Below are 14,557 nucleotides of genomic sequence, written 5' to 3' on the forward strand. Positions count from 1 at the left end.
ATGAATGGCAGAGGTCAAGGCAAAGGTTCTTCAAGCACGCAACTGTACCGATGCTCGTGCAGGAAATGGGTCGGCGGCAACACCGCGGAACACACGGCTCGCGCATACCGGCAACGCGGGTGAAACGCACAGCCTGTAGGCAGATTCAGTGGGCTTGGTGGCTCACCCGGCAAGGGGTGCGCGGGCAATGGCCGATGCGGGTCAATCTCGGGAATCGCCTCGATCAACGCCGCCGTGTACGGATGACGCGGCGTGGTGAACACCGCCTCCACCGGCCCTTCTTCGACGATCTTGCCCAGGTACATCACCGCCACGCGGTCGCACAGGCGCCGCACGATGGCCAGGTCATGGGCGATAAACAGGATCGCCAGGTTCATGCGTTGTTGCAGTTCCAGCAGCAAGTTGATGATCTGGCCCTGGATCGACACATCCAGCGCGGCCACGCATTCATCGGCAATGATCAGGCGCGGCTCCACCGCCAGTGCCCGGGCGATACCCACGCGCTGGCATTGGCCGCCGCTGAGGGAGCCCGGTTTGCGCCCGGCCAACTCGGGGCGCAGGCCCACCAGTTCCAGCAGCTCGTTGACGCGTGCCGGGATCTGCTCCACAGCCACCTTGCGCTGCACGCGCAACACCTCGGCGAGGGTTTCGCCAATACTGTGCCGGGGGTTCAGCGCGGCGTACGGGTCCTGGAAAATCATCGCGGTTTCATGGCGCAGGCGGGCGATGTCGATGGCGCTGCCGTGCGCCATATCGATACCGTCAAACAGCACCTGGCCGGCGCTGATCGGGTTGAGGTGCAAAATCGCCCGGCCCAGGGTGCTCTTGCCGCTGCCGGACTCGCCCACCAAGCCGAGGGTTTCACCGGCGGCAAGGTTCAGCGACACCCCGTTCACCGCCCTCACCCACTGCTTGTTCAGGCCGAGCAGGCCACTGCCGGACGCGGCAAAGCGCACCTCCAGGTCCTTGATCTGCAACAGGCTCATGGGCGCCCTCCCAGTGGATAGTGACAGGCCACGCGTGCGCCTTGGGGCAACAGCTCGGTGCATAAGGCCCCGGCCTGCGGGCAACGCGGATTAAAGCGGCAACCGTCAGGCAAGGCATCGAGCAACGGCGGCTGGCCAGGGATTGTGCGCAACAAGGCATGACCGCTGCTGTGGGCCGGCTGGCAGTCGATCAGCCCAGCGGTATAGGGATGTTGCGGCCGCGCCAGCAGCTCGTATTTGCTGCCGTGCTCGCACAGGCGCCCTGCGTACATCACCGCGATGGAATCGCAGGTTTGCGCGACCACGCCCAGGTCATGGGTGATCATGATGATCGACAGGCCACGCTGGTCGCGCAGGTCGAGCAACAGGCGCAGGATTTGCGCCTGCACCGTCACATCCAGGGCCGTGGTCGGCTCGTCGGCAATCAGCACTTTCGGGTTGCAGCCCAGTGCCACGGCGATCATCGCGCGCTGGCGCATACCGCCGGAAAACTCATGGGGATAGTTGTCGACCCGCGCCTGCGGGTCAGGAATCCCGACCTGGCGCAGCACCTCGATAGCCTGCAAGCGGGCGTCCTTTTTCGACGCACCTTGATGCAGGCGGATGCCCTCGGCGATCTGCTCGCCAATGCGCATCAGCGGATCCAGGTGGCTGCTGGGGTTCTGGAAGATCATGCCCAGTTGCCCGCCACGCACGGCGCGCATACCGGCGTCATCCAGTTGCAGCAGGTCCTGGCCGGCCAGGCGTACGGCGCCGCCTTGCACACGCAGGCTGGGCGATGGCAGCAGGCGCATCAAGCCGCGGCAGGCCATGGTCTTGCCCGACCCGCTCTCACCCACCAGGCCGAGAATCTCACCTTCGGCCAGGTCGAAGGACACGCGATCCACCAAGGTGACATCACGCCCGCTGTTGTTGGCGATCACGCTGAGGTCGCGCACTTGCAGCAGGCTCACGAGCGGTCCCCCAACACTTGCGCGACACCGTCGGCCAACAGGCTAAAGCCCATGGCCAGGGTCACAATGGCCAACCCCGGGAAGGTGCAGATCCACCAGGCCGTGGTGATAAAGGCTTGCCCCTCGGCCACCATCGTCCCCCATTCCGCGGTAGGCGGTTGCACGCCCAGGCCCAGGTAACTCACGGCGGCGCCGTTGAGCAGCACCAGCACCGCGTCGGACATGGAAAACACGATGGAGCCAAACAGGGCATTGGGCAGCAAATGCCGGAACAGAATGCGCCCATGGCCAAACCCCAGGCTCTTGGCAGCCAGGGCAAACTCGCTTTCCTTGAGCACCAGGATCTGCGAGCGAATCAACCGCGCATACGACACCCAGCCCACCAGTGCCATGGCGATATAAAAGCTCTGCAAGCCAGGCCCCAGAATGGCCATGATCGCCAGCATCAGCACCAGGAACGGGAACGCCAGCACCACATCGATCACGCGCATACAGAAACTGTCGAAACGCCCACCCACATAACCGGACACCGCGCCGACGAAAGTGCCGATGATGAACGGGAAGATCACCCCGACAATCGCCAGTTGCAGGTCGATGCGCGCGCCCCAGATCACCCGCGATAACACATCCCGGCCGTAATTGTCGGTACCCAGCGGATGGGCAAGGCTGGGCGCCAGCAAACTCATGTCGGTGTTTTGCGCGATGGGGTCAAACGGTGCGATCCACGGCGCAAACAGCGCCAGGGCCAGCCACGTCAACAGGATCAGCAGGCCCCAGGCGGCGGTCAGGCGGCCATTGCGAAAGCCAAAGCGCAGGCGCAAGCGCCAGGGTGCAATCAGTGGGCGGCTGCTCATTGCATCTTCACCCGTGGGTCGAGCGCTACCGTCACTATGTCGGCGACGAAGTTGACCACCACCGTGGCGCAGGCCAGCACCATCGCCACGCCCTGCACCACCATGTAGTCACGGGTGAAAATACCGCGCACCAGCAATTGGCCGATGCCCGGAATCGCAAACAGGCTTTCGATGACCACCGTACCGCTGATCAGCCAGCCGATGTTGACCGCCAGCAGGTTGACGGCCGGCACCAGCGAGTTGGGCAGTACATGCCGACGAAACACCGCAGCCTCGGACAAGCCTCGGGCCCGGGCGGCGGTGACATGATCGGCCTGCAGCTCCATCAACATACTCGCCCGCAGGTTGCGCACCAGCACCGCCGACAGCGCCAGGGCGATGGTCAGGCACGGCAACACCATATGGTGGGCCTTGTCCAGCCAGGTCCGCCCATAGCCAGACACCGGGAACAGGCCCCATTGCACGCTCAGCAGCAGGATCAGCATCAAGCCCAGCCAGAATGCCGGCATCCCCAGGCCGACCGTGGTGAAAACGCGGATCAGGTTGTCCGCCCAACCGCCTTTGTGGCGCGCCGCTACTGTCGCCAGCGGCACCGCGATCAGCAACGCCAGGGCCACGCTGCCCAGCACCAGCACCAGCGTCGGCTCGATGCGGGTAACGATCAGTTTCAGCGCGTCGACCTTGTACAGCAGCGATTGGCCGAGGTCGCCCTTGAGCAGGTTTTTCAGGAAGTAGAAGTATTGCAGCCACAAGGGCTGGTCGAGGCCGAACTGGGCACGGATTTTCAGCAGCGCATCCGGCGTACTGCGCGAGCCAAGCAAAGCCCGCGCTGGGTCGCCGGGGATCGAGCGCACCAACACAAAAGTGATCAGGCTGATGCCAAACAGCACCGGCAGCAGTTGCAACGGCCGGGACAGGACAAAACGGTAACGCGCCAGGTTCATCCGTCAGCCTCGGTTGCGAGCGAGAAAGTCCAGCAGCACCGGGAAGTACGCTTGAGGTTCCTCATAAAACGGCATATGGCTGCTATTGGGGAATACGTGCAGTTCGGCGTGTGTGGCGGCCAGCTTCATGCGCATGGCGCAGGCGGGGGTCAGTTCGTCGTGCTGGCCGGTAGTGATCAGGATCGGCATCCTGAATTCAGCCATCTCCTTGAGGCGGTTCCAGTCCTTGAGATTGCCGATATAAAGGAACTCGTTGGGGCCCTGCATGGTTGCGTAGGGCCCCATGTTCCAGTCGCCCAGGGAGCGTTTGAGCGGCTCCGGCCACTCGTCGAGGCGGCACACATGGCGGTAGTTGAGTAAGGTGATGGCGGCCTGGTATTGCGGGTGGTCGAGGGTGCCCATGGCTTCGTGGCGTTGCATCATGGCCACGGTTTCGCTGCCCAGGGCGCCTCGCAGGCGTTCGAGTTCCTGGGACAGATGGGGAATGTCGCCGACGGTATTTTCCAGGATCAGGCTTTTCAGCGCATCGGGATAATGGATGGCGTATTCGATACCGAGCCAACCGCCCCAGGAATGCCCGAGCAAATGCACGCGGCCCAGGCCCAGGGCTTGGCGCACGGTCTCGACTTCTTCGACATAACGGCGGATTTCCCACAGCGCAACATCGGTCGGTCTGGCTGATGCGCCCGTGCCAAGCTGGTCGAATGCAACCACTCGCAGGTTATGCGCTTTGAGCCAGCCATGAGCGTCACGCAGATAGTCACACGGCAGGCCTGGGCCGCCGTTGAGACACAGCAGCACTTCATCGCCTTCGCCAAAGCTGTAGACCACGAGGTTATGGCCGTCGACTTGTACGTTGTACTGCTGGTCGGGGGCAATTTCACGCCACATGCATACATTCCTTGTGTTGTATCGGCCTGGCGGGTAGCGGCCGTTTATCAGGTCAACACTACCGAGGATACCGTGCGTCCATAACCTAGTATTTCCTATAGGTTTGGCCTGGCTGTCCTTCGCCGGGGCGTGGCATTCTACTTGCAGCAAGTCGAGATTCAAATGAATTCGGGAGCAGAACGGATGCTGGCCAAGCTGACCGCCTTCAATAATCGCCTCATGCCGGGCAGGAGCCTGGATGAACAGATGGACAATACGTTTATTCTCGCCCAACAACTGGGCTTCGATGCGCTGGTGTACGACTACACGCCGGTGCCCATCGACCTCAATGGCACGCTGATTACCCCCTCGGTGTTGCAACTGCGCAACACACCGCCCGACTGGCACGCCTTATGGTGCAGCGAAGGGTTTTACCAGATCGACCCGGTGCAGCACCTGGCGTTGAGCACGGTATCGCCGTTTGTCTGGTCCTATGAAGCGAAAACCGAGACCGCCCTGCAAAAAATCATCGACCCGTGCCACGCCCCCGTTTCCTCGTACCTGCACGAACGTGAACTGACCTGCGGCGTCAGCGTGCCCATTCACTTGCCCCGTGGTGGCTTCGCATCGCTGACCGGCCTGCGCACCGGCAAGGCGCGCACGGTATTGAAGGACGCACAGCACACATTGGCCGACTTCAGCCTGATCACCCATGCCCTGCAGGAAGCGGCTTACCCGTTGTTCAGCAAGGAACTGCGCGCCTACCCGCACATCCACCTGACCAAGCGCGAACGCGAATGCCTGAAATGGGCCGCCGATGGGCTGACCGCCGCCGAAATCGCCACCAAACTGAGCCGCTCCCTGGCAGTCGTCACCCTGCACCTGGCCTCGGCCATGCACAAACTGGGGGCTAAGAACCGCGTCCAAGCGGTGGTGCGGGCCACGCATTACCGCTTGCTGGAAGGTTGAGTTTTCGCAAAAACCTAGCTGTTTTGCTAGTTACCTAAACTTTTTGTTCAGATTATCGTAACCCTGATCATTTTTTTCAGAGGGTACGAAATGGAATTCATCGAAAAAGTTCGCGAAGGCTTCGCACCCTTTGGCGCCTACCAGACCTGGTATCGCGTCACCGGTGACCTGGGCACGGGCCGCACGCCGCTGGTGATCATCCATGGCGGCCCGGGCTGCACCCACGATTACGTCGATGCCTTCAAGGATGTCGCCGCCAGCGGCCACGCGGTGATCCACTATGACCAACTGGGCAACGGTCGCTCCACGCACCTGCCCCACAAAGATCCTTCGTTCTGGACCATCGGCCTGTTCCTCGACGAGTTGAACAACCTGCTGGACCACCTGCAGATCAGCGAGAACTACGCGATCCTCGGTCAATCCTGGGGCGGTATGCTGGGCAGCGAACACGCGATCTTGCAGCCCAAGGGCCTGCGCGCGTTTATCCCCGCCAACTCACCGACCTGTATGCGCACCTGGGTCAGCGAAGCCAATCGCCTGCGTAAACTGCTGCCCGAAGGTGTGCACGAAACCCTGCTCAAACATGAACAGGCCGGCACTTATCAAGACCCGGAATACCTGGCGGCCTCGCGGATTTTCTATGACCAGCACGTGTGCCGGGTCAACCCATGGCCCGAGGAAGTGGCGCGCACCTTCGCCCAGGTCGACGCAGACCCGACGGTGTACCACGCCATGAGCGGCCCGACTGAATTCCACGTGATCGGCAGCTTGAAGAACTGGAACGTGATTGGCCGCCTGGACGCGATCAAAGTGCCTACCCTGGTGATTTCCGGTAGGCATGACGAAGCCACACCGCTGGTGGTCAAGCCGTTTCTGGATGAGATAGCAGACGTGCGCTGGGCACTGTTTGAAGACTCCAGCCACATGCCCCATGTGGAAGAACGCCAGGCGTGCATGGGGACCGTGGTGAAGTTTTTGGATGAGGTGTGTTCAATGCCGCACAAAGCCCGCAAGGCTGGCTAGATTCCAATGTGGGAGGGGGCTTGCTCCCGATGACGGTGTATCAGTCAATATCTTCAGTGGCTGACACACTGCTATCGGGAGCAAGCCCCCTCCCACATTTTTAGACCTCTGTGGTTTCGGGTTTTGCGGCTTTCTTCGAGGTATCCGCTACCAGAGGAATCTCCTTACCCTCTGCATCAAACAACTTCCCGCCCCGGTAATAATCCCCATCACGCAGCGCGGCCACGTCGCGAAAGCACAGGCTGCGCTCAGTCCCCGCCACAAACACTGACTGCTGGTCCGAGTTACCCGCCGTGAAGTGGTTGAACGCCAGGTTCAGCAGGATCGCCATGATTGCCGACGAACTGATGCCCGAGTGGAAGATGGTCGCGAACCAGCTCGGGAACTGATCGTAAAAGCTCGGCGCGGCGATGGGGATCATGCCAAAGCCGATGGACGTGGCAACGATGATCAGGTTCATGTTGTTGCGGTAATCCACCTTGGACAGCGTACGAATGCCACTGGCCGCGACCGTGCCGAACAACACGATCCCCGCGCCACCCAGCACCGAGGTGGGCACCGCCGCGATCACCCGCCCCATAAAGGGCAACAGGCCCAGCACCACCAGGAACACCCCGCCGGTGGCCACCACAAAGCGGCTCTTCACACCGGTCACCGCCACAAGGCCGACATTCTGGGCGAACGCGCTTTGGGTGAACGAACCAAAGATCGGCGCGAACATACTCGACAGCATGTCGGCGCGCAGGCCATTGCCCAGGCGCTTGGAGTCAACCTTGGTGTCGATGATCTCGCCCACTGCGAGGATGTCCGCCGAAGTTTCCACCAGCGTCACCATCACCACGATGCACATGGAAATGATCGCGGCCACATGAAAGGTCGGCATACCAAAGTGGAAAGGTGTAGGAAAGCCAAACATCGGCCCTTGCGTGACGCTGGAGAAGTCAGCCATGCCAAGCAGTACGGCGATTACTGTGCCGATCACCATTGCCAGCAGGATCGACAAACGCGAGATCGTGGCGCTACCGATTTTGCTCAATAGCAGCACCAGCACCAGAGTCAGGGCCGCGAGGCCGACATTCGACATGCTGCCGAAATCCGCCGCACGGCTGTTGCCGCCCATGGCCCAGCGCGCAGCCACTGGCATCAGCGTCAGACCGATAGTAGTGATCACGATGCCGGTCACCAGTGGCGGAAAAAATTTGGTAATGCGTGAAAACACCGGGGTGATCAACAGGCCGATCAACGACGCGGCCATCACCGCACCGAGAATTGCCGGAATACCTCCCGCACCGTCGCTGCCGACAATCGCCACCATGGTCGCCACACCCGCGAACGACACGCCCTGCACCAATGGCAACTGACAGCCGAAGAACGGCAGGCCAAGGGTTTGCAGCAACGTGGCCAAGCCACCGGCAAATAACGACGCGGCAATCAACAGACCAATATCCGCCGGCGACAACCCGGCGGCCTGGCCGACGATCAACGGCACGGCGACGATGCCGCCGTACATGGTGAGTACATGCTGCAGGCCGTAAGCCATGTTGGCGGCAACGCCCAGATTTTCATCTTCGGGCCGCTGCGGTGACGCCTTCGGGATAGTCATGGTGAGGGGTTCTCTGTTTTTGTTGTGCGCTCACTGTATGCAATATTCAGACTGTATGTCCATAGAGTTGTATACAATCAATCGAACAAGATACCCTCCCGCGGCGTTACAAAAATAATCCGGCCGTCATGAGCCAGAACGCCAAAGGACAAAAATAATGAAAAAGGCACTACAGGGCGCAACCGTTGCATTGACCCTTCTGGGCGGTGGTGAGGCTGTCGCGGTGGAATGGATGAACAACAGCGTAGGATTTCGCTACGGCCAGCACTTCACCAATCCGAACAACCCCGACGATTTCAGCAAGCGCATCTACAGCTTCACCCACGCCAGCGGCTACCGCTACGGCAGCAACTTCCTCAACCTCGATGTGTTTCTGTCCGATAGCCGTGACCCACGCAAGGGTACCGACCATGGCGGCAGCGAGGTGTATGCCGTGTACCGGCACCAGCTGTATGCCTCGCGCGTGTTCGATCTGCCGCCGGGCACCGGGTTGATCAAGGATTACGCCCTGACCCTGGGTTTCGACGCCAACCGCAACAACAACTTCGCCTCAGCCAAAAAGCGCGCGCTGGTGATCGGCCCGACCTTGAAGTTCAACACCGTCGGCGTGCTGGACCTGAGCCTGATGTACTACAAGGAAAAGAACCACACCGGCATTCCCGGCGCGCAAGAGTCGAATCACACCTTCGACGACACCTACATGCTTAACCTGACGTGGATGCGCCCGTTCGAGGTCGGCAACCACGCGGCGAAATTCCAGGGGTTTATCAATTACGTCGGGGAGAAAGGCGAGGACTATCATGGCCGCGATACCGCGCCGGAAGGGCTGATGCGTACTGCGCTGATGGTGGCGCTGCGGCCGGGTAAAAGCGTCAAGCCGAACCTGTACCTGGGGGTGGGCTATGAATACTGGCATAACAAGTTCGGCGTGGATGGTGGCCGTGGCAGCCGCACCTCAACGCCGACGCTGAACATGGAAGTCACGTTCTAACTGAAGAAACGCAAAAAAATGTGGGAGCTGGCTTGCCTGCGATAGCGGTGTATCAGTGCCAGATGGGCTAACTGACAGACCGCTATCGCAGGCAAGCCAGCTCCCACAGTTTGATCGTATTGTCAGCTCAGGCGCTGGCCAGTTCGGAAGTATTGCGCTTCGGCCGCGCCAGCCAATACCCCAACACCGCCAACGGCGCCGTCGCCAACATCACAATCACCGTGATCATCAGCGGTTGCTCGATCATCGACGACACCAACAAGCTGGCCAGGAAGCACAGGCCCAGTTGCAGGGTGTTTTGCAGGGCCGCGGCCTTGCCGGAGTTTTCGGCAAATGGCATCAGCGCATTCGCCACCACGATCGGGTAGCTGGCGCCGTTGCACAGCGCCATCAGGCAGAACGGAATCAGCAAGGTGGTCAGGGTCGGCACGCTCAAGGTGGCCACCAGGTACAACGCCACCATACTCAGGCAATAGGCGCCCAGCAACCACGGCAACAGGGTTTTGCCCGCCAGGTGCTGCAAGGCGCTGCGGCAACTGTAGCCGCCAACGAGAAACGCCAGGGTCGGCAGTACGTAGCTCAGGCCGATGTCATTCGGGCTGTAACCCATGCCGCCGAGGATGAACGGCGAGGCCGTGAGCCATGCGAAGAAGCTGGCCGAACAGGCGGCGAAAATCATCACGTTGCCGGTAAACACCCGCGAGGTGAGCAACTGTCCATACCCCAGACGCGTGGGTCCGCCCTTGTGCTCCACACGCTTGGGCAGGCTACGCAGGAACAAGGTCGGCAACAGCAGCAATAGTGACACCACCAGCAACACGCCGAAGATCGCCTGCCAGCCAAAGTGATTCAACACCATGGCACCCAACAACGGTGCAAGGGCCGGCGACAGCGACATCAACGGCATGATGCTGGCGAAGACGCGATGGGCCTTGTCGGCCGGGTAGCGATCAATCACCAATGCCTGCCAGCTCACGGCCGCGGCACACACACCAATCGCCTGTATAAAGCGCAGCGCCAGCAGTTGCGGGGTGGTCTCGACCCAGAACATGCCCAGGCAACCGAGCACAAACAGACTCAAGCCCGCGAGCAGAATGGGCTTGCGCCCCAGGCGGTCCGAGAGCGGCCCCCACACCAACTGCCCCACCGCAAAGCCGGCGAGAAAAATGCTCAAGCTGGCGCCCACCGCGCCAGCACCAATATTCAACTGCTCGCCCATGGCGCCAAACGCCGGCAAGTACATGTCCATGGCGAGATAGCCGAGCATACTCAGCCCCGCCAGATACCAGGTAAAACCAAAAGAATTTTTCATCGAAGCCTTGTAAAAACTGCCATCAAACTATTTGCTGACTGGCACCCATTATGAAGCTGACAAAATCTGTGTGAAGCGATAATAATTGGACACTCTCATCAATAAATTTGAAGGCAGCCCACATGTGGTCGGAATATTCTCTGGATGTGGTCGACGCCGTCGCCCGTCACGGCAGCTTCAGCGCCGCCGCCCAGGAACTGCACCGCGTACCGTCGGCCATCAGTTACACCGTACGCCAACTTGAAGAATGGCTGGCCGTGCCCTTGTTTGTGCGCCGGCATCGCGACGTGGAACTGACCCCCGCAGGCCGCCTGTTTATCGACGAAGCCCGCAGCGTGATGAAGAAAATGCTCGGCACCCGACGCTTGTGCCAGCAGGTGGCCAATGGCTGGAGCGGCCAGTTGAAGGTGGCGGTGGACTCCATCGTCAAACCCCAGCGCTGCCGCCAATTGGTGCTGGACTTCTATCGGCAGTTTCCCGAGGTGGAACTGCTGCTCGAATACGAGGTGTACAACGGTGTATGGGATGCGCTGGCCGATGAGCGCACCGACATCGTGATCGGCGCCACCAGCGCAGTGCCGGTGGCCAGTCACTTCAGCTTCCGTGACATGGGCCTGTTGAACTGGCTGTGTGTGGTCAGTGCCCGGCACCCCTTGGCGGCGGTGGAAGGCTTGCTCAGTGATGACCAATTGCGCCCTTTCGCCTCACTGTGCATGACTGACACCTCGCGCAATCTGCCCAAGCGTGACACCTGGACCCTGGATAACCAGCGCCGCCTGGTGGTGCCCAATTGGGCTTCGGCCCTGGATTGCCTACGCGATGGGCTGTGTGTAGGGATGGCGCCGGCCCATCAGGTATTGCCATGGATCGAGCGCGGCGAGTTGGTGGCGCTGCAATTGAGCCGGCCCTTTCCAGCCAGCCCATCATGCGTGGCGTGGGCGCAGAGCAAGCTTTCGCCGGCCATGGCGTGGTTGCTGGAATACCTGGGAGATACCGAAACCATGAACCAGGAATGGCTGAATGGCCCCTCCCTCTGAACCCCACACTTTGATTGCATTTCAATCCAGCAATCGGGTGATGGCACGTACGATCATTTCGACTTCCTTGCTGTGCAACGTCAGCGGCGGCAACAGGCGAATGATCTTGCCCCGTGTGACGTTGATCAGCAGCCCGTGCTCCTGGGCGGCACGTTGGGCCAGGTCGCGATAAGGGCTGGCCAGCTCAATCCCGATCATCAAGCCTTTGCCACGAATTGCCCGGACGTGCGGGTGCCCATCCAGCTCCATGCGCAAGCGCGCCAGCAAGTGTTCGCCCTGGTGTGCGGCGTTTTGCAACAAGCCTTGCTCATGAATGATATCCAGCACGGTGCAACCGACACGGCACGCCAGCGGGTTGCCACCAAAGGTGCTGCCATGACTGCCTGGGGTGAACAGCTCGGCGACGGCGGCGCGGGCCAGGCAGGCGCCGATGGGCACGCCATTGCCCAGGCCTTTGGCCAGCGTCATCACGTCTGGCACGATGCCTTCGTGCTGGAAGGCAAACCAGGTGCCGGTGCGCCCGATGCCGGTCTGGATTTCGTCGAGCATCATCAGCCAGCCGTGGCGCGTGCAGTGGTCGCGCAAGGCTTTGAGATAACCCACTGGCGCCACCACCACACCACTTTCACCCTGGATCGGCTCAAGCAGCACAGCTGCGATGCGCGTGCCGAACTGCGCAGTGATCACCTCCAAAGCCTGCATATCGCCAAAGCCTACCTTGATGAAATCCCCCGGCAGGCGCTGAAAGCCCAGGCGCACCGACGGCCCGTCGCTGGCGGCCATGGTGCCCAGCGTGCGGCCGTGAAAGGCGTTCTCCATCACCACCACCAACGGTTGTTCAATGCCTTTTTTCCAGCCATGCAAGCGCGCCAGTTTCAGCGCTGTCTCGTTGGCCTCGGCGCCGGAGTTGTTGAAGAACGCGCGATCGAGCCCGGACAGCTGCGCCAGGCGTTGGGCCAGCCGTTGTTGCCAGTCGATGCTGTAGAGGTTGGACGTGTGCAGCAGCAAACCGGCTTGTTCGCTGATAGCTGCCACCAGCCTGGGGTGTGAATGGCCAACATTGGTCACCGCCACGCCGGCGACAGCGTCCAGGTATTCGCGGCCCTGCTGGTCCCAGAGGCGCGTGCCCAGGCCACGGGTGAAGCTCAGGGCCAAGGGTTGGTAGGTGCTCATCAGGCAGGCGGCGGTCATGGTTGCGGCTCCAGTGCATCGTTGCGGTGATGGAAGTATCGTTAACCACCTGCGCTGGATAAACTGCGAATATCTGCAATGACTTTAAACCAGGGCTTGATAATGGATCTGTTCCAGGCAATGTCGGTGTACGTGAAAGTGGTCGAAACCGGCAGCATGACTGCCGCCGCGCAAGAATGCGGGATGTCGACCACCATGGTGGGCAACCATCTGCGGGCGCTGGAGCAACGGTTGGGCGTGAGCTTGCTCAAACGCACCACGCGTAAACAGAACCTGACCGAATTTGGCGGGCAATACTATCAGCGCTGCCTGGAAGTGCTGGGGCTGGTGGCGGACTCCGAACTGCTGGCCGAGCAGATCCACAGCGAAGCCCCTAAAGGCAGCCTGCGTATCACCGCGCCTCCCGTGTTCGGCACCGAACGCCTGGTGCCGGCCTTGAGCGAGTTTTCCCAGCGCTACCCGCTTATCGACCTGTACGTGGTGCTGGGCAATGAACGCATGGACCTGGTCGACAGTGGCTTCGACGTAGCGATCCGTCTCGGTGAACTGGGGACCTCCAGCCTGATCGCCCGGCCTATGCAGCCCTATACGCTCACCCTCTGCGCATCGCCTGCCTACCTGGCGCGACGCGGCACGCCGCAGACCCCGCAGGACCTGCAACAACATGACTGCCTGGCATTCGCCTACCCTGCGAACGACAACTGGCGTGACACCGACAAACTGTGGCGCATGAGCGAGGATGGCAGCGAGGTGGAGGTTCCGGTGGCGGGGTCATTGACCATCAACAGCTCGCAAGGCTTGCGCCAGGCGGCCGTCAACGGCATGGGCATCACGATGCTGGCCGACGCCTTGGTGCAACCGGACCTGGAGAGCGGCAAGCTGGTGGCCCTGTTAACCACGTATAAATTGCCCAGCCGCCCGATGCACCTGCTGTATCGCCATGACCGTTACCGCCTGCCCAAGCTGCGGGCATTCGTCGACTTCGTCATGGAAAAGTGGGCACATTAAAGGCCACGCCCAACGCCCGCAGACGCGCGGCGGTACGCTCGGCAGATACATGATGAATGCCCTGCCAACCCAAGGCGATAGCGGCCTCGGTGTTGCCGGCGACATCGTCGATAAACACCACTTCACTCGGTTTTATGTCCGGCAGGTGAGCGCGGATCTGATCAAGGCTGGCGTGGTAGATCGCCGGATCAGGCTTGATCAATTCCAACTCGCCGGACACGACGATGTTTCGAAAGAGTTGCAGGAACGGATAGTGGGCCCGAGCGTAGGGGAAGGTCTCCGCCGACCAGTTAGTAAGCCCGAACAATGGCATATCGGCTTTGTGCAACGCCTTGAGAATCGCCACACCGTCGGCTAACTCACCGCGCAGCATCTCGTGCCAGCGCTCGTAGTAAGCCTGGATCAAGGGTTCGTGATCGGGATGCAGGTCAATCAGGGTGCGGGTGGCTTCGGCCAGGGTACGACCGGCATCTTGCTCGGTGTTCCAGGCCTGGGTGCAGATGTTATCGAGGAACCACTGCCGCTCTGCCTCATCGGCGATCAGCTTGCGGTACAGGTGCTGCGGGCTCCAGTCGAACAGGACACCGCCGAAATCAAAAACTACTGCACGAATCGTCATCAGATCCTCCGTTGGCGTGGCTTGATAGCAGCTGGAGTCTGGCAGATCTGGAAGAGAGAGGCGCGCGCCGGGGCGTAAGAAGTGTCTGAAAAGACTCGGATCAACTGTGGGAGGGGGCTTGCTCCCGATAGCAGGGTGTCAGCCACTGAAGATAGTGACTGATACACCGCCATCGGGAGCAAGCCCCCTCCCACATT

The 14,557-nt window shown here is 61.0% G+C and carries 14 protein-coding genes; 5 read left to right on the forward strand and 9 right to left on the reverse strand.

Translation table 11 applies throughout. The features are described 5' to 3' along the window. Nucleotides 1-14: 14 nt before the first annotated feature. From JH25_RS21055 to JH25_RS21035, 5 genes are read right to left on the reverse strand one after another with little or no spacing between them, the layout of a single operon-like run. Nucleotides 15-986 carry an ABC transporter ATP-binding protein gene (locus JH25_RS21055; RefSeq protein WP_032877183.1) on the reverse strand — a complete coding sequence of 324 codons (972 nt, stop codon included), beginning with the start codon at nucleotides 984-986 and terminating at the stop codon, nucleotides 15-17. After that, nucleotides 983-1,939: an ABC transporter ATP-binding protein gene (locus tag JH25_RS21050; protein ID WP_032877184.1), complete on the reverse strand. Its 957-nt coding sequence runs from the start codon at nucleotides 1,937-1,939 to the stop codon at nucleotides 983-985. Before JH25_RS21050 ends, JH25_RS21055 begins: the two co-directional genes overlap by 4 nt. Continuing rightward, nucleotides 1,936-2,793 carry an ABC transporter permease gene (locus JH25_RS21045; RefSeq protein ID WP_005786281.1) on the reverse strand — a complete coding sequence of 286 codons (858 nt, stop codon included), beginning with the start codon at nucleotides 2,791-2,793 and terminating at the stop codon, nucleotides 1,936-1,938. The genes JH25_RS21050 and JH25_RS21045 overlap by 4 nt, the downstream gene beginning before the upstream one ends. Continuing rightward, entirely contained in the window at nucleotides 2,790-3,737 is a 948-nt protein-coding gene (locus JH25_RS21040; protein ID WP_032877185.1) for an ABC transporter permease, read from the reverse strand. The genes JH25_RS21045 and JH25_RS21040 overlap by 4 nt, the downstream gene beginning before the upstream one ends. A gap of 3 nt (nucleotides 3,738-3,740) precedes the next feature. Further along, on the reverse strand, nucleotides 3,741-4,628 hold the full coding sequence (locus tag JH25_RS21035) for a proline iminopeptidase-family hydrolase (RefSeq protein WP_032877186.1): 888 nt from the start codon (nucleotides 4,626-4,628) through the stop codon (nucleotides 3,741-3,743). Between the two features lie 183 nt (nucleotides 4,629-4,811). On the opposite strand from JH25_RS21035, the gene JH25_RS21030 reads away from it, so the two are divergent. Next, entirely contained in the window at nucleotides 4,812-5,576 is a 765-nt protein-coding gene (locus JH25_RS21030) for a LuxR family transcriptional regulator (protein ID WP_005786276.1), read from the forward strand. 90 nt (nucleotides 5,577-5,666) lie between these two features. Then, nucleotides 5,667-6,599: a proline iminopeptidase-family hydrolase gene (locus JH25_RS21025; protein ID WP_032877187.1), complete on the forward strand. Its 933-nt coding sequence runs from the start codon at nucleotides 5,667-5,669 to the stop codon at nucleotides 6,597-6,599. 100 nt (nucleotides 6,600-6,699) lie between these two features. Here the strand turns inward: JH25_RS21025 and JH25_RS21020 are convergent, their stop codons facing one another. Next, the gene (locus JH25_RS21020; RefSeq protein ID WP_032877188.1) at nucleotides 6,700-8,202 is read right to left on the reverse strand and encodes a nucleobase:cation symporter-2 family protein; all 1,503 of its coding nucleotides are present in this window, start codon (nucleotides 8,200-8,202) and stop codon (nucleotides 6,700-6,702) included. Between the two features lie 157 nt (nucleotides 8,203-8,359). On the opposite strand from JH25_RS21020, the gene JH25_RS21015 reads away from it, so the two are divergent. After that, on the forward strand, nucleotides 8,360-9,193 hold the full coding sequence (locus tag JH25_RS21015) for a nucleoside-binding outer membrane protein (protein WP_032877189.1): 834 nt from the start codon (nucleotides 8,360-8,362) through the stop codon (nucleotides 9,191-9,193). Between the two features lie 127 nt (nucleotides 9,194-9,320). Here the strand turns inward: JH25_RS21015 and punC are convergent, their stop codons facing one another. After that, the gene (punC, locus tag JH25_RS21010) at nucleotides 9,321-10,505 is read right to left on the reverse strand and encodes a purine nucleoside transporter PunC (RefSeq protein ID WP_005786270.1); all 1,185 of its coding nucleotides are present in this window, start codon (nucleotides 10,503-10,505) and stop codon (nucleotides 9,321-9,323) included. 122 nt (nucleotides 10,506-10,627) lie between these two features. Here punC and punR point away from each other — a divergent pair, with 122 nt between their 5' ends. Next, the gene (punR, locus tag JH25_RS21005) at nucleotides 10,628-11,542 is read left to right on the forward strand and encodes a DNA-binding transcriptional activator PunR (RefSeq protein WP_032877190.1); all 915 of its coding nucleotides are present in this window, start codon (nucleotides 10,628-10,630) and stop codon (nucleotides 11,540-11,542) included. 21 nt (nucleotides 11,543-11,563) lie between these two features. Here the strand turns inward: punR and JH25_RS21000 are convergent, their stop codons facing one another. Beyond that, nucleotides 11,564-12,733, reverse strand: coding sequence for an aspartate aminotransferase family protein (locus JH25_RS21000; protein WP_032877191.1), 1,170 nt, complete (start codon nucleotides 12,731-12,733; stop codon nucleotides 11,564-11,566). Nucleotides 12,734-12,835: 102 nt separating this feature from the next. Here JH25_RS21000 and JH25_RS20995 point away from each other — a divergent pair, with 102 nt between their 5' ends. After that, nucleotides 12,836-13,741 (forward strand): LysR family transcriptional regulator, encoded by a 906-nt coding sequence (locus tag JH25_RS20995; protein ID WP_032877192.1) that lies wholly within the window; start codon nucleotides 12,836-12,838, stop codon nucleotides 13,739-13,741. Here JH25_RS20995 and JH25_RS20990 read toward each other — a convergent pair. Next, the gene (locus JH25_RS20990) at nucleotides 13,719-14,360 is read right to left on the reverse strand and encodes an HAD family hydrolase (protein WP_032877193.1); all 642 of its coding nucleotides are present in this window, start codon (nucleotides 14,358-14,360) and stop codon (nucleotides 13,719-13,721) included. The genes JH25_RS20995 and JH25_RS20990 overlap by 23 nt on opposite strands. Nucleotides 14,361-14,557 lie beyond the last annotated feature (197 nt).

It is taken from the genome of Pseudomonas sp. BRG-100 (assembly GCF_000737955.1).
Taxonomy (GTDB): domain Bacteria; phylum Pseudomonadota; class Gammaproteobacteria; order Pseudomonadales; family Pseudomonadaceae; genus Aquipseudomonas; species Aquipseudomonas synxantha_A.